Source organism: Clostridium celatum DSM 1785 (assembly GCF_000320405.1).
Classification (GTDB): Bacteria; Bacillota; Clostridia; order Clostridiales; family Clostridiaceae; genus Clostridium; species Clostridium celatum.
This window is the reverse complement of record NZ_KB291681.1, coordinates 51,055-74,657: the sequence shown is the minus strand read 5'-3', so window position 1 is coordinate 74,657 and position 23,603 is coordinate 51,055. Positions and strand designations below refer to the sequence as shown.

Sequence of the window (23,603 nt, the reverse complement as noted above, 5' to 3'; positions counted from 1 at the left end):
TCTTTTTCCTCCTAACTATTTAAATAATTTGCTCGGTCGAAAGCTAGCATTGACCTAAGTGCTTCAATTCCTGCTCTTTCATTTCTTAATCTGTCTCTGCAAATATCTACTTCTATTTCTGCTATGTCTCTCTTATAACGTAAATCTGATAACTGTCCACGTGCTATGTCGTACACTAGGTTAGCTGGATAACTATTCCCTTTACCTCTTAACTCAACTTCTTTTATTGCTAATGCTTTTCTATAATCTCTTTCAGCTACTGCTAATGCATATCCACGCTTCCTTAACTCTATAGTTAGAGAGTCTAAAGTTTTCTTAGACTTCTCCAACAATTCTAACTTCTCTGCTATATCCATATTAATTTTCCCTGAAAGTAAAGACTGCTTCTAATTCAGCTATTTCTCTTTCAAATCTTTCAATTTCTCGTTTTTTATATTCCTCTACTGCTGCTAAATCCTTAAAATTCAAACCTTCTCTTGTAACTCCATTTTCATCTGCAATATATTTTCCAAATTCTCCTTCTAATTCTCTACTAACTACTTTTACAATTTCTTTAACAACCTTTAAATTACCCATATCTTTCTTTTCCTCTTTAACCTCTTCTTTTATATCGTTGTATTCAACGTTTATAGCCTCATTATCGGCTTTTTCCTCACTCTTATTACTAACTATTTCACTTGTATCTTTCTTTGCTTTACGCCCCTGTTTTTTAACATTATCATTGCCAACATAAGGAACGTTTGAATAATCCTCATACTTAGGTTTCATAAATTCTTCTTTAGCAATTATATACATACCCCTTATATCATTTTCAGATATTTTGGGATATTCAATTTTGATTAAATTTATAATTCCTTCTGATTTTTGATTGTTTTCTAAATGCCCTATAATGCTTTTTATAACCTCTGTTTCAATCTCCTTAATATATAACTTGTATTTTTCATAAGTTCTCTTATAAACATTGTTAGCTTCTGGTGTTGTTAACCCTACTTTTTCTTTGTAATCAGACATCAAATTTTTAACTATCTGTCCTCTACTCTTTCCTTCAATAATTAAACTTTCCACCTTTGATATAACTTCTTTTTCTAATTCTTGTAACATTTTTAATCTTTTCTCCTTCCCAATTTTACTTGTAACAAATCTATATTCTGCATAATACTTTCCAAAAGCTGTATTGAAATCAAATGTTTCCTTCCAACTCATATCAGTTCTTTCAATTAGAACACCTGTTAATATCTTGTCCACTGCTTCAATACACTCTATTTCTGCATCTACTTTTACTTCTCTTATCATTGTATCTATAACTGCTTTTTGCCAAGGAAGCAAATTATCTAGCCATTTAGATTGAGAATTGAATTGAGCTGCTTCTTTACTCTGTTCTCTTTCTAGTTGCCTTCTTTGTTTCCTATTCATTAATTCAAACTCCTGCATCCTCTATTTTTAACACTTCTTCTTTTAGCTGAACTCTTTATTACGCTCTCAATCTTTAATGCTTTAACATCATATGCAGCTTTCTTTCTAATAGCTTGTCTCCTTTTGATATCTCTTATAGTTTGTTCGGCCCTTTCCTTATTGCTCATATCTTCCCAAGCTTTTCCCAACTTATATCACCCCTTTTAATTTAATCCAATCACTTCCATATCTTATTTCAACTCTTTTATTAGATTCTTCTAAAATAGCTCCTCTATTAAAACTTTCTTTATAACATGTCTCATCATACTTAACACCAATTAAATGATCTGTTGCATATTCTATTATTCCTCTTCTATAACTCACTACTTGTCCTAATGAATTAAGTTTTCCTATTCTAACTCTTACGCCTACTATATCTTTTAACTTAATCTTCTCCATGTTCTACCTCATATAACTCAACCTTCACCAAAGGTCTCTCTGCATAATATTTTTCTATTTGTAACTTAACTATCTGACTATCATCTTTATAAGCTAATCCATTTAAACTATCTAAAACAATCTTAGCAATGTTATCTAGGTCAGGTTTTTTAGTTGGTCTTAACTTTCCATGATAAACCTTTTCTCTATTAGATTTACTCATGCTTTTAGGTATTCCGTAGTAGCATGTAATTCTTGCTTCAACTTCTTTTTCTGTATACTTGTCACCAACTAATGCTTGATATTGCATCTTAACTAAATTTTCATAATTAATAGTATCTCCTGGTGTATAAGTTCTACCTGTTTTTGTATTAAATCTCGGTCTACCTTTACCTTTTGGTTCACCTGGAACTATAAATGCTACTCTAAATCTCTCCATTATTTCCTCCTAATTATTAAATTGAATCTGACTATTAGCACCAGTAATCATGTATCCTAGTTCTTTACTAGGCTCCCACTTCTCAATGTACTTAATTGCATCTTCATAATCTTTCTTAGCTGTATCTTTATAACTTGATACATGGAATACTTGCTTCTACCTCTTCCAAAGGTTAGAGAACACTTTCTTACTAAGTTCTCTATATGCTGGAGTATCTTTTCCGCCTAAAACTTGTACCATTCTTTCCTTAGCAATTCTATTAATTACTTCCTGTTGACCGTAATCAATTGTCATACTATTACTTAGAACCTCAATCTTTTCATCTACCTCTTCGAATCTTTTATCATGTTCTTTTAATACATCATATTGAAGTTGTAGCAATTCCATCGGTGACATTGGTTTATTTTGATATGCTCCTGTTTTTCTTATAGATGGTAATACCTCTGATGTTACCCATCTTTTAAACTTTTTAGCATTTGGCATATCACTTCTAAGTATTAATGAATAAAATCCACTTTCGTTTATTAACCATCCACCTTTAGTTCCAAAATCATTTAAGCCTAATGTTTGCAAATCGTGATACGCTATTTGCTTTTTATCCTCTTCATCTACATGAGTTTTTAATGCATCACTTGGATTTGAATATCTTAAAACTTCTGCTACATCCTTACCAACTAACCAACCTTCTCCATTAATCTCTACTGCTCTTACTTCAAGCTCTAATTCTTTATTAACAAATAATTGAACTCCTTCTTTTCTTCTATGCTTTTCAATTTTACTTTCCATTTCTACCTCTCCTTTTATGAAATTGAGTTTCATATGAGAATGAACACTTAAAACCATGCTGCATTAACTGTCCATTCTCCCCCTATTCTATTTACTTATATTACTTGCACATTTGCTGCAAATTTTATCTCCCATATATTCTTTTAAGTCGTTAATTTCTCTACAAAAGATACATCCTTGTTTATACTTGCTAAGTCTTATATTTTCACCTTCAATAAATATTTCTAACTTGTCCCCTTTACCGGTTTTAGGATCTAATTCTTTAAGATTTAAATTCCTTCTTAATTCTATTGGAATAACTATTCTTCCTAACTGATCTATTGGTCTTACAACTCCTGTTGATTTCATTTATTATCCCTCCATATATTCACTTACTATATAATTTTCAAATACTGAAATTCTTCCTTTTCTTAATTTAAGTTCTTTTACTAACTTAATTTTCTCTTTGAAGTTTTTAAAAGGTATTACTTCTACTACTCTCATTTCAAATTCCTCCAAAGATTTATTCTTCACTTTGAATAACATCTAAAACTTTAACTGTATCATAGCTATCTGCATACCATTTACCGAAGTTCTCAAAAGTGTAAAATATTAATCCTTGCTTTTTACCATTGTCCTTATCAATAAAATCTACCTGAATTTCAACTAATCCTTCTGCTAAATTTCTAACCTCTTCTAATCTTGACATACTAATCACTCCTTAATGAAAATATTAATAATCTTTTTTTCTTTCCATCCTCTGTTTACTAGTTTTTTATTATGTCTCACATTAAGTTGCTCTATATTAAACTTCTCTTTAGTTAATAAAACCAATGCTCTAATAGATACTTGAAGCAAATCAAAAATCTCTTCCGCTATATGCGCTCTATCTGCCTCTCTAATCGCTTCCTGTACCTCCAGGTATTCTTCTTCAAGTTTGTTAGAAATCTTCTCCCATGAGTCGTTATCGTTACTCTCAGATGTCTTTATATTCCTATCAAGTATCATTAACCTTAACTTCATAACTAAATTCCCTTGACTTGCCCTATATAAACTGACAATTTAACACTTTCTTTCGCAGGCATTCCTGTTTCATTTAACATTGCTGCTAATTCTGCTAAATCATTAACTCTTCTATTTCTTCTTAAGTTCCTTATTATCTCTTCCAACTTTGCTATTCTATACTCTTTAGCTTTAACTACTTGCTTAAGATATATATTTTCAACTACTGGATCCTTAAGTATTTCTTTTAAAACCTCTTTATCTAGTTCTTCACTTGCTTCAATTGTTTCTTTTGCATTTAATCCTAAATTATCAATGCAATAATACATCTTATCTCTATTCACTTTTACATCCCCCTTTTTTTTGAATTGTGAATTACTCAACTATCAACTCTTTATCATATTTCATTTGATTAGGTTTTGAATTTATCCAATCTATCGCTTCTTCCTTTGTGTTAAATTTACAATATTCAAAAAGCCCTAAATCCTCATTAATAGTTGTACCTACTGGCAATAATTCTCCTTCTGAATCTACATATACAATCCAACTTTTAAGTTCTTCATCATAAACTGTTGTTGCTAACATTATATCCATAAAATTCTCCTTTCTTACTTCGTAATATAATCAAATTACCTTAAATGAATTATTCGCTACTTATTCCATAATTCGTCCATAAAATGAAGATAATTTTCCAATTCTTCTTCTGACATTAAATCCAAATTTGAATATTCTATTTCAAATTCTTCCTCACTTTGCCTTATAAACTCCCTATATGTTTGTGTATTTGAAGCATTTTCACAATCGCAAATTCTTTTATCTAAGCTCTCTTTAATCATAACTACTCTCTCCTAACTATTTTGCAATAATTTCAAAACTATCCTATCAACTTCTTAAGTAATTCAGTTTTTTCTTTACTCTTTTGAACTCTAATGCTCTTACCATCATTCATTACAGGAGTGCACATCTCCATTAATCTGTCATAAGTCCTCTTTTGATACATATCCTTTAAATCCTTAAGGTTAATATTCGTTGTAATAATTGTTGGTAGTCCATTCCTATATCTGCTATCCATAATGTTGTATATCTTAGCTGCACTCCACTCATTTTTTTGTTCTGTTCCTAAATCATCAATTATTAATAAATCGGCATTAGATAAGCTCTTTAGTACAGTTTCTTCTCCTTCTTTACCATAAGAAGAATATGTCTCCTTTATTCTTTCAAGCATTTTATTAATACTTACACAAATCGTTGGTATTCCTCTTAGCATTAAATAATTAGCTATACATGATACCGCATGAGTTTTCCCATTACCTGGCTCTCCATAAAGCATTAATCCTAAATTATCTTCTTTAGCACTCTTAAAATTCTTAGCATATCCAATGCAAATATTAAAAACTTTTTCTGAACCTCTGCTATGATCCCAAGTTTCAAATGTACATCTTTTAAACTTTTCATCCATTAATGAGTTTTTAAATATAGTATCGAGTCTTAATTGCTTTTCCTTATTTTCATCTTCAATAGCCTTTTTCTCTAATTCAGCCTTTTTACAACTGCATACTATAGGAACTCGTCTTATCTTATTAAGTATTTCAATATCCTTTTGTATTGGCTCTCCACAATTAGAACAAGTTTCTATAGGTTGTCTACAGTCCAATTCCTTGCTCTCTAAGTTCTGCTCCAAGGTCTTGGTTATTGTTACTGGTATTCTCATTCATATCCTTCCTTCCATTTGAAGTCCAGTTTTGTAATATTCCTAGGACATATTTGTAATTATTAATTTTTCCTCTGTTCATTGCTTCAGTTGCTGCATCCATTAGCCATTGTTTGTTATAAACTTCTATATCGCTTGCAATTTGCTCCATTAACATTGCAGTTACCATAAATCCACATTTTTCAAAATGTTTGAATACATCTAAATTTCCTTTAAGACTACTACTATTATCTATAGTAGTTGTTGTTTTGGATTTAGGATTATGGTTTATGGTTTTTGGATTATGGTTTATGGTTTTGTCCGCCTCTCGTTCACTAGTCGTTGACGTATCGTCCGACGTATCGTTATTTAATTTGGACAAGTAATCTTCTATAAAGCTCTTAATAGCTGGATGTTTAATATGGACAACTATTTCTTCAATTAAACTAATATCATTAATTTTGGACAAGTCTTTCTTTATACAGTCAAGCATTGGCTTGCCTCCTCGATTTAAATTGTACTTGCCATAATGGACAATACATAATTCCTTTGTGTTCTCATTATATTTAATTAATTTATGATAATTTATAAATCTATCCATTAAACTATTTATAGATTCAATGCTATATCCTAAATCAAAAGCCATTTGTTTTTTTACTATCCTATAAACTCCTATCATATTGGTACATGGATTAGTTAATAAGTATAAATAAAAATATTTATCTTCTGGTGTCATTTCCTCCATTACCTTAGGATCTTGCCAAAACTCTGTGTATACTAATCTGAATGGCATTTATCTTCCTCCTATCTAGCAAGGAGCCTAAGCTCCAAGCTTTAATTAAATGGTGTATCTGCAAACATATCTTCTTGATTAACTTTAGATTCATCTACTATATAATTTGCATCTACTACTGGTTCATCATTATGAATAGGTGCTGCATCAACATCTACATAATTAAAGTTGCTTACCTTTTCTTCTTTTGCCTCTGCTTTATAATCAAGATCTAATGCTTTAGCCATCTCTACACTCTTTGGTGCAAACTTAAGAACATCAATTAATACTGTTTTCTTAGCCATGCTATCAAAATTCTTTGCCCAAACCGAATTCTTATTTACTTTTCCTTGATACATATAGTTTTTACTAAACTCTTTAGCATGTTGTTCAACTCTTTCTTTGGACCATACAACAAAATCAAATCCACCACTTTTAAGTTTATATACTGCATAATAATGAGTTATTTCTTCACTAGGTACATCAGCAGGCTTATGAATTAAATTCTTATGAAGTCCATATTCATAACTAAACTCATCACCTTTTCTTACTTCATGAGCATATATAGCTTCATATTCTCCAGTATTAAAGGCCATTTTTAAGATACCTTTATATCCAACTTGAAAATTAACTTCTGTAATTCCTTGCTTATTATTTTTATATGGTATAACATATGCTTCACCAAGTACTGTATTTGGTTCTAATCCACATTGAGCACTTTGCATTAATGCACTTAAGAAACTTGTAGGTGATGCTTCCCAAAATTGTGGATTTCCATTAAATAAACTCAATGCTATTCTTGAAAATCTTTCGGGTGTCATTGTATTTCCAACTGCCTTTTTAATTTCAGGTAGCATTTGTTTTAACATTCCAGCCATCTGCTTTTGAGGTGTTAATTCCTTAGTTTCTGCTTTCTTATTTGCAACTAATCCTCCATTTACATTTGCCATTTATATTTCCTCCTTATTATCTTTATATATACTCGAATCAGTATCTTCTGATAATTGTGTTAATATATTTTTAAATCTTTCATCTCTTATTTTCTCTGCTATATATCCAGCTTCAATTAATTCAGGTCTATAATCTTCATACCATTCTACATGTTCTGCATCATTTTTCATCTTAATTGCAATTCCATATAGAGGGTTTCTTTCATTACTATCTTCTCTTTGATTAATTTTATATACTTTTTCAATATCAACTTTTCTTATTAATATTGGCTCTATCCCAAAGTATTCATAATATTCTTCAGGATAAACAACTAAAAACATATTATGTTGAACTTCTATCTTCTTATCCATTTTCAATCTCCCTATTTACACTTACTTATTCTCATATTTACATATTCAGTAGTTCCTTTAAGTACTGCTTCATACGTTTGTGGATACTTCTCCTTAAGTATCTTATTATCTAACTTATCTCTGGTAACTACATATCTACTTAGTTTGTAATTACCATCAGTTCCTTTTTTACTATTTCCTAATTCTAAGAAAATTTCTTGTTTAAGTCTTTCCTTTTCCTTCTCTAATTCCTTAATCTTTTCAGATACTTCATTGTATTGGGTTAACTTGTTATCAGTTATGTCAACTTCTGCTCCATCTTCAAGTATTTGATTTTCAAGTATTTGATCAGTTTCTTTTTTCACTCCTACTGGACAAGGTGGAACTTTAGGTATTATATGATTCTCCCAAAAATCTTTTCCTATCTCTCTTAAAGCTTTAATATCATCTTCATTTCTAGGTATCACTTTCCACTTAACTTCTTTTCCTATAAGGTATATAATTAGAAAATAATTAAGATTTGTTATAGCCATATAATGATATATTTGACAAAGGTATTCATCTGGTATTTCATCATCATTCCAATTGTTTTTGGAAAACTCGCCTGCAGTTTTAATTTCAATTCCTATCAATTCATCCTTTGGAATAAACTTAATTTCAGCTGTATTTCTATTTTCCCAATAGATATAATCCTCATTAAATTTTGCTAATCCATCAATATTAGCTGATAAGAAAGGTAATTCTTTATCTATCATCATAAATGGATAATTACAAACTTCTACTTCTATACCTGTAGTTTCTTTAAAATCATCTATGAAAAATTCCTTAATTACATCTTCCATCCTAGTACCAAACTTAGTGTGAATATTGCCTTTAAATCTTTCAACTAAACCTAACTTTTCATTGAACACAGTTAAAGGTGATCCATATTTACTTAATCCTGCTATCTTAGCTATTTCACTACCACCAATAGTTTTTGACCTTTGGTTATGCCATTCTGTTCTATCATCACTATCAGTTCTTGTATCAAATACTACTGTTGCTGTAGAACTAAATAATTCTTTATCCTCTATGTCTTTAATATCAAATTTCATTTACTTTCCCCTTTCTTACTTTTGCTGTTAATGCCTTTTCAATGCTCCACCCTAGGTAAATAACAACTAATTTACCAAATCGATTTCCAACCAATGATAATCTCTTACTCATAACATCTACCCTATCTTTTCAACTTCTACTAAGTTACTTTCAGTATTCATTACCTCTGTAACAAAGTATTGATATTCATCAGTAGTCATTTCTTCTAACAGTTTAGCTTGAGCCACTTTATCTAAGCTCTCCCACTTATCCATACAAATAAGCTTTAATTCTCCGCATTGAGCCTTTGCAACTCGCATCGCTAATGTAAGTTTTTCGCCATCTGATAAACCATTTATTAATGTTCCATTTATTCGCACATTACCATCTACATCAACTGAAATTCCATCTACAGGCATCTTAGCAGTTTTAAGTAATTCTCCTGGCAGTTTTCTAGCTTTATCAATTTTAGCTGTTAATTCAACTGAATATTCTTGTTTTGATGCTAAAATACCATCTCTTATCTCTATGATCCTATCCCAATCTCTTAAATAACCTACCATTTCAGCTACATTATCAGCCTCTAATTGCAATGGTGCTATATCTATTGGTGTATTCTCTCTTAAATAGCTTGCAGCTTTACCTATTCGTATTTCTTCTTTTTCTATATCTGATTTAATCTTTTCATCTACTGCAAATTTTTCAGCTTCTTCCTTTTCATCTAAACTTCTAAGTTCTTGTTCTTTGGTTGCTATTTTATTATTGTTTATAGCTATAATATCTTTTTGTTCTTCTACTGCTGCTAATAATTCTCTTTTCTTTTCATCTTTTAAAACAGAATACTTTTGTAATAATGCTTGATATTCTGATTCAAGTTGATTATCTAGCTTATTTAATTCATTTTCTAAAGTATTATTAGAATTATCTATAAAGTTATTTGCTCTCTCAATTTTGCTATTAGATAAAGCTATAATGTCATTTATATCTTCTCTATGCTCTTTATAAGTTAAAGTAATATTAGCTTTTTGTTTTTCTCCTCTAGCCTTAATAGCTTCAACCTTATCATTAAAACTTTCTTGAAGTCCCTTAGCCATATCAATTAATCTATTTATTTCTTGAGCTTCACTTACTTTTGCATAATATTCTTGAACTTTTACTTCTCTCCAAGCTTCTCCATCATATTCTGCTGGTAATTCTTCATATAGCGCATTGATACGTGCATTTAGCTCCTTAACTTCTCTATTGACTTCTTCACGTATTTTATAGTATTTTTGTTCTATACTCTTAATAATAAGTAGTATATGTTGTGAGTAGTCGATATCGTCCACTAGGTCGCCAAACCAATTTACGATATCCTGCTCGCTCCAATTTATCTCTAACATGCTAAGCAATGATTTAGTCTGTTCTTTAACTGAAAGATTTACCCAGTCTAAAGGTCTGAATATATTTCCATTAACTAATGTTCTTAAAAACTTTTCTGTACTTGGTACACCTTCATCTGATTTTCTAACCTTAAGATAATCACCCTTTTCAGTTCTTAATCTTCTATCAATTTCTAATCCATCATTAAGTTCAACAAATAATGTTGCTTCCTCTTCTCCGTGCTTAATAACTTCAGTTCTTCTGCTTTTATTTGTAAAAGTTTTTTCTATAGCTTCAATTACTGAGGTTTTCCCACTTCCCATGGGTCCTTTGAAAATATTAACTTTTCCTGGTGATAACTCTAATTCATCTACACCTAAAAATGAATTTACTTTTAAAAATGAAATTTTAGACATTCAGATTCTCCTTTACTCCATAAATTTTTTAAATATTTTTGTAAATATAGCCTTATCATCTGTTAATGCAGTAATAATAGCCATAATTGCAATAACTGTAACTAAACACGCTCCATTGATATATGCGAACTTTAATGTTCCAATCCATATAACATACAACTTATACATTAAACTCATAATTATCCCCCTATACTTTGCATTAATGATCCAAGTGAGTTTTGAGTTTCTACTACACTCCAGTATTGACTCGAACTCTCTGCATTCTCTTTAAACTTTGATAATAAATCATAAAGTTCATTAGATTTTTCTAATATCTCTTCTTCCATAATTAATCACCTCCTTTACAGTAGTTAATTATGTTAAGTTACATTCCTACGATTTTTGCACTTTCTGAAAGTATCTTAGATAATACTGCCTTTAATTTTTCATTCTCTGCTTTAAGCTTTTCTAGTTCTCCCTCTAATCTTCTTCTTTCTATAGGCGAAAACTGATGTAAATCCTTTATACCCTCTAAAGATTGAATATGCTCTATAGAATATCTAGGTAATGGTAATCCATCTACTCTTTGAATTATTCTTTCATTTTCCCAGTTAGCTATAGTTCTTACATCTACATTCCATCTTTCTGCTAATTCTGCTCTAGTTAATACTGCTTTCATTTAATAACCTCCTGTAGTTCTATAAATTAAATCTAGTTTGTTCGTAAGGCCTTTCCATTTTTATCACACGTATACTTTCATCTATAATATCTATAGACTCTTTGAATGTATCAATGTCTATATCTTCCCATTTGGTAACATTAAGTAATAGAAATACTCTATCTTTAACTTGCTGATATTCATTATTAGCTTTATTGATTCCTAACCTTCTTTTAATATATTGACTAACATCATACTTCTTTGCTGAGTTGATTTTATAGAATTCTGAACATTTTTCTTCAACTTCATTAATTTTTTCAGATACTATATCATTTACTAATGACATTACTTGGCCCTTAAACTCTGACAAAGCAAGTTGATTATTAGGTGAATATGTTCCTGTTTTTCTTATCTGTGGTATTACATCTACTGCTAACCATCTTTGAAATTCCTGTGCTGCTTTATTTTCTGCTTTCATTCCTAATAAATAGAATAAACTCTCTGGAATAAAATCTCCTTTCGACACTTGTGCCGAAATATCAAATTCCTTTATAAACTTATTTACTCTTCTCCACATAACGTATCTTTTACCATCTTTAATTTCAATCCATCCAAATCCTGTAGCAGCATCTTCTGCATTTACCGAAATACTTCCATCAGAATTTGTAATCGCTCTTACTTCTAAACCTAAATCCTTATTAATAAATAATTGAACATCTTTTCTTCTTTGATGTTTTGTGTTCTCCATTCTCCCACCATCCTATTTTTTAAATAAAATTATTTAGATTACTTTTTAAGTTATCTATTATTTCTTCCCATCCAAGTAATTCGTTTGGTGTAATTCCAAGTGCTAAACTTAAGCGAATTATTTTACTTTCAGTAGCTTCATATTTACCTTTTTCAAGTTCACTTAAATAACTAGCGCTTATACTTGAAATACTACTTAGTTTTGATAAAGTTAATCCCTTTTCTTTTCTTATGTTTTTTAGATTCATATTAAACCCTTCTTTGCTAAAAGTTAATTTTTAATCATTCGATTCGCTAATAGCGAAGTTATTACTAAAAAAAATTTCTTCTATTGTGTATTTTTTATTAAATTTCTTAAAAATATTGGATAATATTTCCATTTCACTTTTAGTCCAATCCAATTGATTGTTTTCTTTTTTTGATAATGTAGGTCTTGATATACCTAATTCTTTAGCTACATAATCTTGGGTTAAACCAAATCCTCTTCTTAAGAATAATACATTACTCATATTATCACCCCCTTTGGATATTTTCTATAAGTAAATTTCTTTAGCTTATGTGTTAATTATATTCGCGTTATGTCAAGTTGTCAATATGTTTTTTAAAAATAATTAGCTTTTTGTCAATTTTTTAATTAAAAGTTTGCATATAGCTTATACTTATATTGAGGTGTGATTATTATGGATATGAAAATGTTGGACACTTTTGGTAAAAGACTGAGCTTTTTATTAGAACAAAAAGAAATTAAAAAGAAAGACTTAGCGGACGCTCTTAATGTCTCACAATCTACTGTAAGTGGATATTTAGTTGATAGAAGAGAACCAAACTTTAAAATATTATCTCAAATAGCTGATTTTTTAAATGTAGATGCCAATTTTTTATTATTAAGATCTGATGATTATAGAACTTATATAAAAAAAGAAATAGATGGAGATTTATTTGAGATTACTTTTGATGATGAAAAATTACATTTAACAGAAAAAGATATTGAAGAACTTTTTGAAAAACTTAAGAGTGTTGGATTCGATGTTAAAAAGCTATTGTAATTTAAGTTTTTTGAAAAGTAACATAAAAAAAAATCAGACAAGGGAAATATTAACAATGTTGATATTTTCCATATTTTTTACACCTGATGTGAACATACGTTTATGTTCGGTATACTGAACACTACAAAAGATAAATTATATAAATTAAGAATATGAGATGAATTTTTAAGGAATAAGGGATAAATCGGAGGGGTAGACATGTTAACTAAAATTAGTTGTATAACTAAAAATGGAAAATTAATTTATACAAAGGAGGAAAAGTTATGCAATACAACATTACATATCGCCAGAAAGATAAAGGATGGCAATTCATAATATCTTATAAAGATTACGATATTGGTAAATGGAAACAAAAAGCTAAGCAAGGATTTAAGAGTAAGCAAGAAGCAAAAAGAGCAGCTGATAAAGCTCTCGAAGCTATAAAAGAAGCTATTAAATCTACAAAGAATTTAAATCTGGATTACTCTGAAGTAACATTCAGCGAGTTTTATGAAATATATAAACAAGATAATGACTTGTATCAAACTGCTGCTACAATTTCAAATATGAAGTATTCTGTCAATAGCTTTAAAGCATTATTGGATTTTCCTCTTAAATCTATTAAAACTAAAGATGTGCAAAATATTATAGATGACTTATACCGAAAAGGCAGAACACAAAAAACTATTGAATCTAAAGTAGGATATATTAAGATTTTATTCAATTCGGCAGTTAAGAAATATAAAATACTTAATGTATCTCCTTGTGATGATATTAAACTAAAGAAGAATAAAACAATAATAAAAAGAAGAGCTTTAGATGATGAGGAAGTTAAAGCTCTTCTCTCAAAATTAAAACATGACAAAGAAAAATATTACATAGTTTCATTAATAGCTGTTACAGCAGGGCTTAGAATAGGAGAAATTTTAGGATTAACAAAAGATGATATATTAAATAATGGTATAGATATTAATAAGCAATTTAAAGATATAGGAAATGGTGTTTGTGGGCTTGGTCCTCTTAAAAGCAGGAACTCTAATAGAATAATCCCAGTACCTGAAATTACAATTAAGGAAATTAGAAATTATATGTTTAATAATAAACCAGCTGAAGATGGTAGAATATTTAATTTTGGAGAAAAAAGAAGTTTTCAGACTGTACTGAATAAAAGAATGAAAAGTTTAGGATTCAATGTGTGTTTACATGAACTTAGGCATACATATGCAACTAAATTAATTGCATCGGGTGTAGATTTTAAAACAGCAGCCTATATACTTGGTCATGATGTTAAAGAAACTATGAATACTTATACTCATGTTACAGATAGCATGTTAATGAATGCAAAGAATATAATTAATAATAATTTTGAAAATTTAGATATATAATTTCATTTTTGCCGTTTTTTTGCCGTTTATAGTTTTTGAGTTATTATATTGCAATAAAACAAGTGTTTATAAGGGGTTATTAAAGCAGTATCTCATCATCGGTGTCAATGCCATAATTTAAATTCCTCCATACATTTTATATTTTTGTTTATTTATATATTATCATATTTTATTTTTTTTTGTTATATTATAGCTACTATTTAAATAATATAAATTAAAAGCAACCCAGATTTTTTCTGAGTTGCTTACCTATACACATATATTACTTACAAACTTCACCTATTAGTGAAAAGTTTTGAGCTTTGGTAATTGTAACATTTACTATATCTCCTACTTTTACACCTTCAGCTGCAAAATTAACTAATCTACCATTTCTAGTTCTACCACTTAACTTAGATTCATCATTCTTACTAGTACCTTCAACTAGAACTTCAACTATTTTCCCTTCATAAGCTTTATTTTGAGCTATTACATTAGAATTTACAGCTTCAACTAATCTGTTAAATCTATTATGCTTATCTTCATCATTAACTTGATCTAACATCATATCTGCTGGCGTATTATTTCTTCTTGAATAAATGAAAGTAAATGCCGCATCATATTTAACTTCTTTAACTAATTCTAATGTATCTATAAAATCTTCTTCTGTTTCACCAGGGAACCCAACTATGATATCTGTAGTTAATGCTACATCTGGAATTTCTCTTTTTATTTTATTTAGAACTAGTAAATAATACTCTCTTGTATAATGTCTATTCATTTTCTTTAGTATTCTATTTGAACCACTTTGAACAGGTAAATGTATTTGCTCACATAGTTTTCCACATTCTTTTATAGCTTTAATTACATCATCATTTAAATCCTTTGGATGAGAAGTCATAAATCTAACTCTTTCTAATCCATCTATTTCATTTATCATTCTTAAAAGTTCAGCAAAAGAAACTTCATTTTCTAATCCTTTTCCATAAGAATTAACATTTTGACCTAAAAGTGTTATTTCTTTATATCCATTTGCAACTAACTCTTTTATTTCCTTTAAAATATCTTCTGGCTTTCTTGATCTTTCTCTTCCTCTAACATATGGAACTATGCAGTATGTACAGAAGTTATTACATCCATACATTATAGTAACAAAAGCCTTAACATCACTTTTTCTATCAACTGGAAGACCTTCAACAATTTCTTCTTCCTTATTAAATATCTCTTTTATTTGAACACCTTCTGTTTTAACTCTATTTAAATACTCTGGGAATTTATATGCATTATGTGTTCCAAATATAATATTAACATACGGGAATTGTTTTAATATCTTATCTGCCATTCCTTCTTGTTGCATCATACATCCACATATTCCAACTATTAAATCAGGATTTTTAGCTTTTAATGCTTTTAATTGTCCTAAATTACCAAAAACCTTATTTTCTGCATTTTCTCTTACACAACAAGTATTAAATAATATTATTTCAGCCTCTGTTTTTTCTTCTGTTCTTGTATATCCTAATCTCTTTAACATACCTGAAAGTTTTTCAGAATCTTCTTCGTTCATCTGACACCCATAAGTATGAATATAAAAGTATTTCCCTTCACCTTGGTTCTTTAATTCGTCTAATGACTTATAATCAAATACTTTTGTCATAACTCTCTCCTCCATTGTAAACATAAAATAGAATTCTTAATGTATTATAACATAACATTTTGCAAAAAATAAAGTGTTAGCCCATTTTATCTCTAAAAAACATTACTTTCTTTCCCATTTATTTATAATAAGTTTAGGTGAAAAACCTATCCAACTATATAATTTTAATGCAGATATATTATTTTCCTCTACTCTAATATATAAATCTAAAATATCCATTTCTTTGCAAGCCTTTATTAATGAACATAATAATATTTTACCAAAACCATACCCTCTAAATTCATTAATGATTCCAAAGTTAACAACAGTATACATTCCTCTATTATAAATTACTTGCCCATATCCTATTGCAATATTATTAATCTTAACAAACATTGATAAATCATCGATATAATAATCTTGTTTTATATCATTTTCTATATCTTCTAATTGAAGAGGTGATCTATCTTCATTAAAAAAAACACTATTTTGTATATCACACCGTAATTGCTCTTCTTCATTTTTCTTCATTATTTCTGTAGTAATTACTAAATTATCATATTTTTCATTTGTGAAATATATAAACTTTTCTAGTATTGAAATATCATTTTCAATACTAGAAAATAATTTATCTATATAATACTGTTTTGAAAAAGAGTTAACTTTAATATTCATTAATACAGATGGATTTACTTTCTTAAAACCCAAATTTTTAAGCATAATGTTATTAGTTTTATCATCTTGTGTTTCATAAGTAAGAATTGTATTATTAAAAGATTTAAGAATAGATTCATCTAAACATTCTAAGTATTCCTCTTTAACATATAAAGACCATATTCTTATAGGAATTTCAACAGGAACTTCATACCATATATATCCTATAATTTCACCATTATACACAAATAATTTAACAAACTTTTTGAAAAAAATTTTAAAAAAGAATTTTTCCTTTTCATAATATTCAAAAAAGTCTTTATCATAATTTTCAACACTAATTCTCTCTAAACTCAACTCTCTAAACTTCTCAAAATTACTATTAGATAATTTTTCTAATAAAACCATATATACCTCATTAATAATTAATACTATATAATATAAAAAGATTACACTAATATTTATATGTGTAATCTTTTTAATATACGCTAAATTTTATTGAGCATCTTTTATACTAAGTGCAATTTTTCTATTTTCTTTATCAATACTTAATATAATACATTTAACCTCTTCACCTATAGTTAATACTTCTGATGGGTGCTTTATATGATCATGGCTAATCTTTGAAATATGAACTAACCCATCTATTCCTGGTTCTAATTCAACAAATGCACCAAAATCATTTATTCTTACTACCTTACCTAAAACTGCAGAACCTTCAGTATACTTTTCATCTATTACGCTCCATGGTTCTGGAGTAAGAGCTTTAATACTTAATGATAATTTCTTTTGTTCTTTATCTAATCCAATTATTTTTACATCAATAATTTCACCAATTTTTAATATTTCATCACATGAATTTATATGCTTCCAAGATATTTGAGATAAATGAATTAATCCATCTACACCATTTATTTCAGCAAAAGCTCCGAATTTAGTAAATCTTTTTACTTCTGCTTTAACTACATCCCCTTCATTTAACGAATCCCATGTAGCTTGTTCTTTTTGTAGCTTAGCTTCTTCTAAAATAACTCTTCTAGATGCTACAATTTTAGATAAATTTTCTCTTGAAAAATCTATTAATCTTACAGTTAAAGTAGTATTAACTAAAGCATTTTTATCTTCAACATATCTTACATCAATTTGTGAAGATGGTATAAATATTCTAACACCATTAAAATATGCAACTAATCCCTTTTCTTTAGCTTCTTTAACTATAACATCAAAGTTTTCTCCACTTTTAAATAATTCTTCTAATTTAAATAAAGTTTCTTCTTTTTCATATTCTAGACGTGATAATACAACATAATTATCTTCATTCTTTAATTTAATTACCTTAGCTGTAATTTTATCACCTATATTTAAGTTGCTTAATACTTCATTAACTCTATCTTGAGCTGCTAATTCCTTTATTGGAATAATACCATCTATTTTATATCCTACTAAAGAAATAACAATTTCATCACTCTTAATAGAGAATATTTCTCCTTCTATTTCATCTCCTATACGAAACTTTCTATCCATTTCATTCATTAAAGTTAATTGTTCTTCCATTTTATTTTCCCTCCATCACTTCAATTACTTCCTTTATTATCCAATCTGGAGTTGATGCTCCAGCTGTTACACCTATTGTATTTATTGATGAATCATCTATTAAACTTTGTGGTAGCTCCTTTGCATTTTCTATATGTATAGTGTTTTTACAATTTTCTTTTGCTATTTCATATAGTTTAGTTGTGTTTGAACTATTTTTTCCACCTACAATAATCATAAAATCTACAGTTTTTGATAATTCTAAAACACTGCTTTGTCTTTCTTCAGTAGCTGCACAAATAGTATTAAATTGCTTCAATTCGCTAACCTTATTATTTAAATTATTAATTGTAATGTTCCAATTTTCTTCTTTTTCTGTAGTTTGAGAAACAACACACACCTTATTAGGTAAATCTTCAATAATTTTACCATCTTTTGTTACTATTGCTTCATTATTACACCATCCGTTTATCCCAATAACTTCTGGATGATTTTTATCACCTAAGATAACTATCTTATAGCCTTCATTTGAAAATTTATTAACTTTCTTTTGTATATTTGTTACAAATGGACAAGTTGCATTAATAACAATTAAGCCTTTATCAGTTAATAGATCAAATACCTCTTTAGAAACTCCATGAGATCTAATTAGTATTACATCTCCAGAATTTAAATTTTCTATATCATTAATATCTATAGCATAAATATCATTATCTTCAAGGTAATTTACCACATCGTTATTATGAATTAATGGTCCTAATGTATATATTTTTTTATTATACTCTCTTTGAGTTTTTATAGCTTCATCTACTGCTCTTTTAACACCAAAACAAAAACCAGCATTTTTAGCTAATGTAACTTTTCTCATTACTTTTCTCCTATGATATTCAGTATATTATCTATTTTAAATCATTTTGTATTAAATTACAAATTATTTCAGTTACTTCCGTAATATTATAATTTGAACTGTCTATTTCTTTAGCATCTTCTGCCTTTCTTAATGGATCTGTTTCTCTATTGCTATCTATATAATCCCTCTTTATTATATCATCTAAAAGCTTATTATAATCCACATCTATTCCTCTATTTTTCAATTCAGAATATCTTCTTCTAGCTCTTTCTTCTGGAGTTGCCGTTAAAAAGAATTTGAATTTAGAATCTTTTAAAACAACTGTTCCAATATCTCTTCCATCCATTATTACATCATACTTCTCTGACATCTTCCTTTGAAGTGCAACTAATTTTTTTCTTACTTCTGGTATAGATGCATACTCAGATACTATCTCACTTATTTCTGGCATTGTTATTTCGTCTTGGATATTAACACCATTTAAAATTAAATCATCATTTTCAAAATGCATTTCCATTTCATCTATAATATCCATTAAGCTATTAATATCACTTGAAGATATATTATTTCTTTTAGCAACTAAAGCAACTGCTCTATACATTGCTCCTGTGTTTATATACATTAAATTAAACTTTTTTCCCACTAATTTTGCAATTGTACTTTTCCCAGCACCTGCTGGCCCATCTATAGCTACAGCTATTCTCATTTAAATTATCCACCTTTCAAGCATATGTATTTTTATTATATATAAATTAAATTTAATTTTCTATATATTATCTCCAGCTAAATAACCAGTTGATAAAGCAATTTGTACATTATATCCGCCAGTAAAAGCATCAACATCAATTATCTCCCCAGCAAATGATAAATTATTAATTTTTTTTGATTTCATCGTAGAAGGATCAATCTCTAAAGTGCTTACTCCACCAGCTGTAACAATAGCTTCTTCTAGTGGTCTTAATCCTTTTACTTTCATTTTAATTCCTTTTAAAAGTAAAACTAAATTTTTTCTTTCTTCTTTAGTTATGACATTAACTTTTTTATTTTCAGGAATTTTAGATAATTCTATAATAATTGGAATCATTTTTTGAGGTAATAATTCATCTAACGAATTTTTAAAATCTTTATTTTGATATTTTTTAAAATCTTTTTGAATCCTTTTATCTAATTCTTGTTCACTTAATGCTGGTTTTAAATCTAGTACTGCTACATATTCTGATTTATCAATTATACATCTAGAGGCACTTAAAACTAGAGGACCTGAAATTCCATAACTAGTAAACAGCATTTCACCTTGATTTTTATATAAACTTTTATTATTTTTAGTTATACTAAGAGAAATGTTTTTAAGTGATAAGCCCATAACTTCCTTAATCCACGGTTCATTAATTTCTATAGGTATTAATGATGGCTTTAATTCAGTAACTGTATGCCCTAACTTTTTAGCAAATTTTTGACCTTCACCTCTTGAACCTGTCAACGGATAAGATGCTCCCCCAGTAGCTAAAATATAATAGTCCCCAACACATTTTTTATCGTTGTTAATTTCAACATATTCAATCTTATCTTCTTTCATAATTATATTAGTAACTTTTGAATTAAGCTTAAGTTCCACACCTGATTCTTTTAGTGCTGTTGATAGTCCCCTTATTATATCTGAAGATTTATCTGAATAAGGAAAAACTCTTCCTCCACGCTCACTTTTCAATTTTATTCCTTGGTTTTCAAAAAAATTTATAGTATCTTCATTTGTATAAGAATACAATGCACTATATAAAAAGTGAGGATTTCCAGGGATGAAATCAAAAAACTCACTAATATCTTTTGAATTTGTTACATTACAACGACCTTTTCCTGTAATAAATAACTTTTTTCCTACCCTATCATTTCCGTCTAATAAAATTACATCGTGTTTTTTAGCAGCTGTTATAGCAGCCATCATGCCGGCTGGTCCAGCACCTATAACTATGACTTTTGCCATTTAAAGTCCTCCAAGTATCTTTTATTTTATAATTAACAATAAGTAAAGGAATTAACATATGCTAATTCCTTTATATGATTAGTTTAATCATCAATTACATTTCTATTATTATAAGAATAAACATTATATTCTTGCCATATTTCTTCTAAGTTATTAAAAACATTAGATATATTTTCTTTTTCTCTCATTCCAACTGCAATAATTAATGCATTAATAACAGACAAAGGTGCAACTAACGAATCAACAAATGATGCCATATTACTTTGAGCAATTAATGAATAGTCAGCTCTAGTAGCTAAAGGAGATAAAAAGCTATCAGTAACTGCAACTACTGTAGCACCTCTATTTTGTGCAAAAGCTAAAGCATCAATAGTTCTGCTTGCATACCTAGGGAATCCTATTCCTATAACTAAATCATCTTCTCCAACATTTATCATTTGTTCAAATATATCTGAAATTCCATAACCTACTGTTTTTACATTTTGTAATATTATATTTAAATAGAATCCTAAAAACTCAGCTAATGCCATAGAACTTCTTAAACCTATTATATATATCCTTTTAGCCGTAAATATATTATTAACTACATCTTCAAAGGTATTATAATCAATTTTCTCCATAGTTGCTCTTATATTTTCCATATCAGCTTTAAGAACACCTTTTAACGCATACCCTTCACTAATATAATCACTAGATAATTCTAACCTTTGAACAGTTGTAAGCTTATTCTTGATTAATTCCTGTAATGAACGTTGTAATTTAGGATATCCAGAAAAACCTAATTCTATTGCAAACCTAACGACTGTAGATTCTGATACACCTACAGCTAATCCTAATTTTGCTGCTGTCATAAATGCAGCCTTATCATAATTTTTAAGTATATATTCTGCAATTAATTTTTGACCTTTACTAAGCCTAGGAAACCTAAGTTGAATTAATTTCATTAAATCTCTTGATTCATCATTCATAGTTCTTTCCATTGTCTATTTCTTCTCCTATTTTTTAATAACTTAAATTATTTTAGCATTATTTAATAATTTAATCAACGAAATAATTATAATGTACTCTTTGAATTTGCAAGTTTTAATTTAATATTTTTCTTTATTTCTTTTCTATAACAACTAATAAAGGTGCTGTACTAGCTCTGTTTAAATACTCGTGTATCATAACCCCATAATGTTTTTTATTAAGAGTTTTTAAATATCCAATAATGCAATTTTCTTCTATCTTACCTTCATCATGACCTCTATATATAGCAATAGTCATCATACCACCACTTGCTAATAACTCTAATCCCTTTTGAATGCTAATTAAAGATGTATTAGATTTTGTAGTAATAGTTTTTTCTCCACCTGGTAAGTATCCTAAATTATATATTATACAATCTACTTGTTCTTTAATATAGTCTTCAAACTTATGATGAGAATCATTTATCACAATAACATTATCATTTTTTATACTATAATTTTCACAAGCTTCCTTTTGTATATCAAATGCATATACTTTTTTAAAATTACTTGATAAAAAATCACAATCATATCCATTTCCTAATGTGGCATCAATTGCAACATTTTTCTTATCTAAATACCTACTTATTATATCATGAGATAACTCGCTGATATCAGACACATATCTAAACATTTTATAACCCCTTTATATATTTTATTTCGTCATCAGTTAAATTTCTAAACTCACCTTTTTTTAAATATCCAATTTTTAATTCACCAATTGAAACTCTCTTTAGTGTTAATACTTCATGATTTAAAGAAGCACACATTCTTCTTATCTGTCTATTTTTACCTTCATGTATTGATATTTCTACTGTACTTATAATTTCTTCTTTTTTCTTAATTTTACTATATCTTTTTTCTTCGCTTATTATGTCTATATCAGCTTCAGCTGTAATATAATCACCTATATTTATACCACTTTTGAATTTCTTAATATCAGACTCTGTAAATTTCCCCCTACATGTTGCTATATATTTTTTCTTTAATATTACTCTAGGATGAATTATATTATTATAAACACTTCCATCATTAGTTAAAAGAAGCAAACCTGAACTATCGTAGTCTAATCTCCCTATTGGGAATATTCTCTCCTCAACCTTAACTATGTCTAAAACTGTTTTTCTACCACGTTCATCTTTTACAGAAGTTATATATCCTTCTGGTTTATTAAGCATAATATATACTTTTTTCTCTTCAACTTTAATTTCTTTATCTTTATAAAAAACTTTATCAGTACTAGGATTAATTTTAGTTCCTACTTCTGTAACTAAAATCCCATTTACTTTTATTTCTCCATTTAAAATAATCTCTTCACATTTACGCCTTGATGCATCTCCACATCTAGCCATGTATTTCTGTAATCTTTCTTCCATACATTTCACTCCGTTACTTAATATTCAAAGTAATTATATATTTTAAAAATAATTTATACAATAAAAACTTGAACTATTTAAAAACTTCCTTTTTATTCTTTTAAAAATTATCGATAATTGTATTTATTTGTGATATTATATATTTATTGCTATTTATAGATAA

Annotated in this window: 36 protein-coding genes and 1 pseudogene; 2 read left to right on the top strand and 35 right to left on the bottom strand. The window is 28.3% G+C overall.

The genetic code is table 11. The features are described 5' to 3' along the window. Positions 1–11 precede the first annotated feature (11 nt). The 26 genes and pseudogenes from HMPREF0216_RS12955 to HMPREF0216_RS12845 form a co-directional block, all read right to left on the bottom strand. Entirely contained in the window at positions 12–356 is a 345-nt protein-coding gene (locus HMPREF0216_RS12955; protein WP_005215016.1) for a hypothetical protein, read from the bottom strand. A 1-nt stretch (position 357) separates the two neighbouring features. Next, the gene (locus tag HMPREF0216_RS12950; protein WP_040419922.1) at positions 358–1,413 is read right to left on the bottom strand and encodes a hypothetical protein; all 1,056 of its coding nucleotides are present in this window, start codon (positions 1,411–1,413) and stop codon (positions 358–360) included. After that, the gene (locus HMPREF0216_RS12945) at positions 1,413–1,601 is read right to left on the bottom strand and encodes a hypothetical protein (protein ID WP_005215005.1); all 189 of its coding nucleotides are present in this window, start codon (positions 1,599–1,601) and stop codon (positions 1,413–1,415) included. Before HMPREF0216_RS12945 ends, HMPREF0216_RS12950 begins: the two co-directional genes overlap by 1 nt. Position 1,602: 1 nt before the next feature. Beyond that, positions 1,603–1,851, bottom strand: a complete 249-nt coding sequence (locus HMPREF0216_RS12940) for a hypothetical protein (RefSeq protein ID WP_005215002.1) — start codon at positions 1,849–1,851, stop codon at positions 1,603–1,605. Then, positions 1,838–2,269, bottom strand: coding sequence for a RusA family crossover junction endodeoxyribonuclease (locus tag HMPREF0216_RS12935; RefSeq protein WP_005215000.1), 432 nt, complete (start codon positions 2,267–2,269; stop codon positions 1,838–1,840). Before HMPREF0216_RS12935 ends, HMPREF0216_RS12940 begins: the two co-directional genes overlap by 14 nt. A gap of 9 nt (positions 2,270–2,278) precedes the next feature. Continuing rightward, a pseudogene (locus HMPREF0216_RS12930) lies at positions 2,279–3,055 on the bottom strand (ORF6C domain-containing protein). An 87-nt stretch (positions 3,056–3,142) separates the two neighbouring features. Then, positions 3,143–3,403, bottom strand: coding sequence for an AbrB/MazE/SpoVT family DNA-binding domain-containing protein (locus tag HMPREF0216_RS12925; protein WP_005214998.1), 261 nt, complete (start codon positions 3,401–3,403; stop codon positions 3,143–3,145). A 3-nt stretch (positions 3,404–3,406) separates the two neighbouring features. Continuing rightward, positions 3,407–3,538, bottom strand: coding sequence for a hypothetical protein (locus tag HMPREF0216_RS17950; protein ID WP_267955967.1), 132 nt, complete (start codon positions 3,536–3,538; stop codon positions 3,407–3,409). A gap of 19 nt (positions 3,539–3,557) precedes the next feature. Then, the gene (locus HMPREF0216_RS12920; protein WP_005214996.1) at positions 3,558–3,743 is read right to left on the bottom strand and encodes a hypothetical protein; all 186 of its coding nucleotides are present in this window, start codon (positions 3,741–3,743) and stop codon (positions 3,558–3,560) included. Between the two features lie 5 nt (positions 3,744–3,748). Further along, complete coding sequence (locus HMPREF0216_RS12915) at positions 3,749–4,042, bottom strand: MazG nucleotide pyrophosphohydrolase domain-containing protein (RefSeq protein WP_005214995.1); 294 nt, start codon at positions 4,040–4,042, stop codon at positions 3,749–3,751. 17 nt (positions 4,043–4,059) lie between these two features. Beyond that, positions 4,060–4,380, bottom strand: a complete 321-nt coding sequence (locus HMPREF0216_RS12910; protein WP_040419918.1) for a Spo0E family sporulation regulatory protein-aspartic acid phosphatase — start codon at positions 4,378–4,380, stop codon at positions 4,060–4,062. Positions 4,381–4,411: 31 nt separating this feature from the next. Further along, complete coding sequence (locus HMPREF0216_RS12905; protein WP_005214993.1) at positions 4,412–4,630, bottom strand: hypothetical protein; 219 nt, start codon at positions 4,628–4,630, stop codon at positions 4,412–4,414. A gap of 56 nt (positions 4,631–4,686) precedes the next feature. Then, positions 4,687–4,872: a hypothetical protein gene (locus HMPREF0216_RS12900; protein WP_005214988.1), complete on the bottom strand. Its 186-nt coding sequence runs from the start codon at positions 4,870–4,872 to the stop codon at positions 4,687–4,689. A 38-nt stretch (positions 4,873–4,910) separates the two neighbouring features. After that, a complete protein-coding gene (locus HMPREF0216_RS12895) occupies positions 4,911–5,747 on the bottom strand; it encodes an ATP-binding protein (protein ID WP_040419916.1) in 837 nt (278 codons plus the stop codon). After that, positions 5,680–6,519, bottom strand: coding sequence for a DnaD domain-containing protein (locus HMPREF0216_RS16480; RefSeq protein ID WP_005214985.1), 840 nt, complete (start codon positions 6,517–6,519; stop codon positions 5,680–5,682). Before HMPREF0216_RS16480 ends, HMPREF0216_RS12895 begins: the two co-directional genes overlap by 68 nt. Before the next feature lie 41 nt (positions 6,520–6,560). Continuing rightward, positions 6,561–7,448 (bottom strand): recombinase RecT, encoded by an 888-nt coding sequence (locus HMPREF0216_RS12885; RefSeq protein WP_005214984.1) that lies wholly within the window; start codon positions 7,446–7,448, stop codon positions 6,561–6,563. Then, positions 7,449–7,799, bottom strand: a complete 351-nt coding sequence (locus HMPREF0216_RS12880; protein ID WP_005214982.1) for a hypothetical protein — start codon at positions 7,797–7,799, stop codon at positions 7,449–7,451. An 11-nt stretch (positions 7,800–7,810) separates the two neighbouring features. Further along, positions 7,811–8,872 carry a YqaJ viral recombinase family nuclease gene (locus HMPREF0216_RS12875; protein WP_005214980.1) on the bottom strand — a complete coding sequence of 354 codons (1,062 nt, stop codon included), beginning with the start codon at positions 8,870–8,872 and terminating at the stop codon, positions 7,811–7,813. Next, positions 8,862–8,984 (bottom strand): hypothetical protein, encoded by a 123-nt coding sequence (locus tag HMPREF0216_RS17945; RefSeq protein ID WP_005214978.1) that lies wholly within the window; start codon positions 8,982–8,984, stop codon positions 8,862–8,864. The genes HMPREF0216_RS12875 and HMPREF0216_RS17945 overlap by 11 nt, the downstream gene beginning before the upstream one ends. A 5-nt stretch (positions 8,985–8,989) precedes the next feature. Beyond that, complete coding sequence (locus HMPREF0216_RS12870; RefSeq protein ID WP_005214977.1) at positions 8,990–10,630, bottom strand: AAA family ATPase; 1,641 nt, start codon at positions 10,628–10,630, stop codon at positions 8,990–8,992. Positions 10,631–10,642: 12 nt separating this feature from the next. Beyond that, the gene (locus HMPREF0216_RS17180; protein ID WP_005214975.1) at positions 10,643–10,807 is read right to left on the bottom strand and encodes a hypothetical protein; all 165 of its coding nucleotides are present in this window, start codon (positions 10,805–10,807) and stop codon (positions 10,643–10,645) included. A 2-nt stretch (positions 10,808–10,809) separates the two neighbouring features. Continuing rightward, entirely contained in the window at positions 10,810–10,956 is a 147-nt protein-coding gene (locus tag HMPREF0216_RS17175; protein WP_005214973.1) for a hypothetical protein, read from the bottom strand. 38 nt (positions 10,957–10,994) lie between these two features. After that, the gene (locus HMPREF0216_RS12865; RefSeq protein WP_005214971.1) at positions 10,995–11,288 is read right to left on the bottom strand and encodes a hypothetical protein; all 294 of its coding nucleotides are present in this window, start codon (positions 11,286–11,288) and stop codon (positions 10,995–10,997) included. Between the two features lie 19 nt (positions 11,289–11,307). After that, positions 11,308–12,015: a BRO family protein gene (locus HMPREF0216_RS16475; protein ID WP_005214969.1), complete on the bottom strand. Its 708-nt coding sequence runs from the start codon at positions 12,013–12,015 to the stop codon at positions 11,308–11,310. A gap of 19 nt (positions 12,016–12,034) precedes the next feature. Next, the gene (locus tag HMPREF0216_RS12850) at positions 12,035–12,262 is read right to left on the bottom strand and encodes a helix-turn-helix domain-containing protein (RefSeq protein WP_005214967.1); all 228 of its coding nucleotides are present in this window, start codon (positions 12,260–12,262) and stop codon (positions 12,035–12,037) included. Between the two features lie 30 nt (positions 12,263–12,292). Beyond that, entirely contained in the window at positions 12,293–12,523 is a 231-nt protein-coding gene (locus tag HMPREF0216_RS12845) for a helix-turn-helix transcriptional regulator (protein ID WP_005214964.1), read from the bottom strand. A gap of 171 nt (positions 12,524–12,694) precedes the next feature. On the opposite strand from HMPREF0216_RS12845, the gene HMPREF0216_RS16470 reads away from it, so the two are divergent. Next, positions 12,695–13,060 (top strand): helix-turn-helix domain-containing protein, encoded by a 366-nt coding sequence (locus HMPREF0216_RS16470; protein ID WP_005214963.1) that lies wholly within the window; start codon positions 12,695–12,697, stop codon positions 13,058–13,060. 263 nt (positions 13,061–13,323) lie between these two features. After that, entirely contained in the window at positions 13,324–14,424 is a 1,101-nt protein-coding gene (locus HMPREF0216_RS12835; protein WP_005214960.1) for a site-specific integrase, read from the top strand. A 262-nt stretch (positions 14,425–14,686) separates the two neighbouring features. Here HMPREF0216_RS12835 and miaB read toward each other — a convergent pair whose 3' ends face one another. From miaB to HMPREF0216_RS12790, 9 genes are all read right to left on the bottom strand, one after another. Continuing rightward, a complete protein-coding gene (gene miaB, locus HMPREF0216_RS12830) occupies positions 14,687–16,060 on the bottom strand; it encodes a tRNA (N6-isopentenyl adenosine(37)-C2)-methylthiotransferase MiaB (protein WP_040419914.1) in 1,374 nt (457 codons plus the stop codon). 102 nt (positions 16,061–16,162) lie between these two features. After that, positions 16,163–17,101, bottom strand: coding sequence for a GNAT family N-acetyltransferase (locus HMPREF0216_RS16465; RefSeq protein ID WP_005214957.1), 939 nt, complete (start codon positions 17,099–17,101; stop codon positions 16,163–16,165). Between the two features lie 87 nt (positions 17,102–17,188). After that, positions 17,189–18,247, bottom strand: a complete 1,059-nt coding sequence (gene rpsA / locus HMPREF0216_RS12820) for a 30S ribosomal protein S1 (RefSeq protein ID WP_005214955.1) — start codon at positions 18,245–18,247, stop codon at positions 17,189–17,191. A gap of 1 nt (position 18,248) precedes the next feature. Further along, positions 18,249–19,094 carry a 4-hydroxy-3-methylbut-2-enyl diphosphate reductase gene (locus tag HMPREF0216_RS12815; RefSeq protein WP_005214953.1) on the bottom strand — a complete coding sequence of 282 codons (846 nt, stop codon included), beginning with the start codon at positions 19,092–19,094 and terminating at the stop codon, positions 18,249–18,251. Between the two features lie 31 nt (positions 19,095–19,125). Beyond that, complete coding sequence (gene cmk, locus HMPREF0216_RS12810; protein WP_005214951.1) at positions 19,126–19,782, bottom strand: (d)CMP kinase; 657 nt, start codon at positions 19,780–19,782, stop codon at positions 19,126–19,128. 60 nt (positions 19,783–19,842) lie between these two features. Further along, positions 19,843–21,057, bottom strand: coding sequence for a BaiN/RdsA family NAD(P)/FAD-dependent oxidoreductase (locus tag HMPREF0216_RS12805; protein ID WP_005214948.1), 1,215 nt, complete (start codon positions 21,055–21,057; stop codon positions 19,843–19,845). Positions 21,058–21,140: 83 nt separating this feature from the next. Then, positions 21,141–22,037 (bottom strand): MurR/RpiR family transcriptional regulator, encoded by an 897-nt coding sequence (locus HMPREF0216_RS12800; protein ID WP_005214946.1) that lies wholly within the window; start codon positions 22,035–22,037, stop codon positions 21,141–21,143. 121 nt (positions 22,038–22,158) lie between these two features. After that, on the bottom strand, positions 22,159–22,698 hold the full coding sequence (gene mnmM / locus HMPREF0216_RS12795) for a tRNA 5-(aminomethyl)-2-thiouridylate-methyltransferase MnmM (RefSeq protein ID WP_005214944.1): 540 nt from the start codon (positions 22,696–22,698) through the stop codon (positions 22,159–22,161). Between the two features lies 1 nt (position 22,699). Then, positions 22,700–23,440, bottom strand: coding sequence for a pseudouridine synthase (locus tag HMPREF0216_RS12790; protein ID WP_005214942.1), 741 nt, complete (start codon positions 23,438–23,440; stop codon positions 22,700–22,702). Positions 23,441–23,603: the final 163 nt, after the last annotated feature.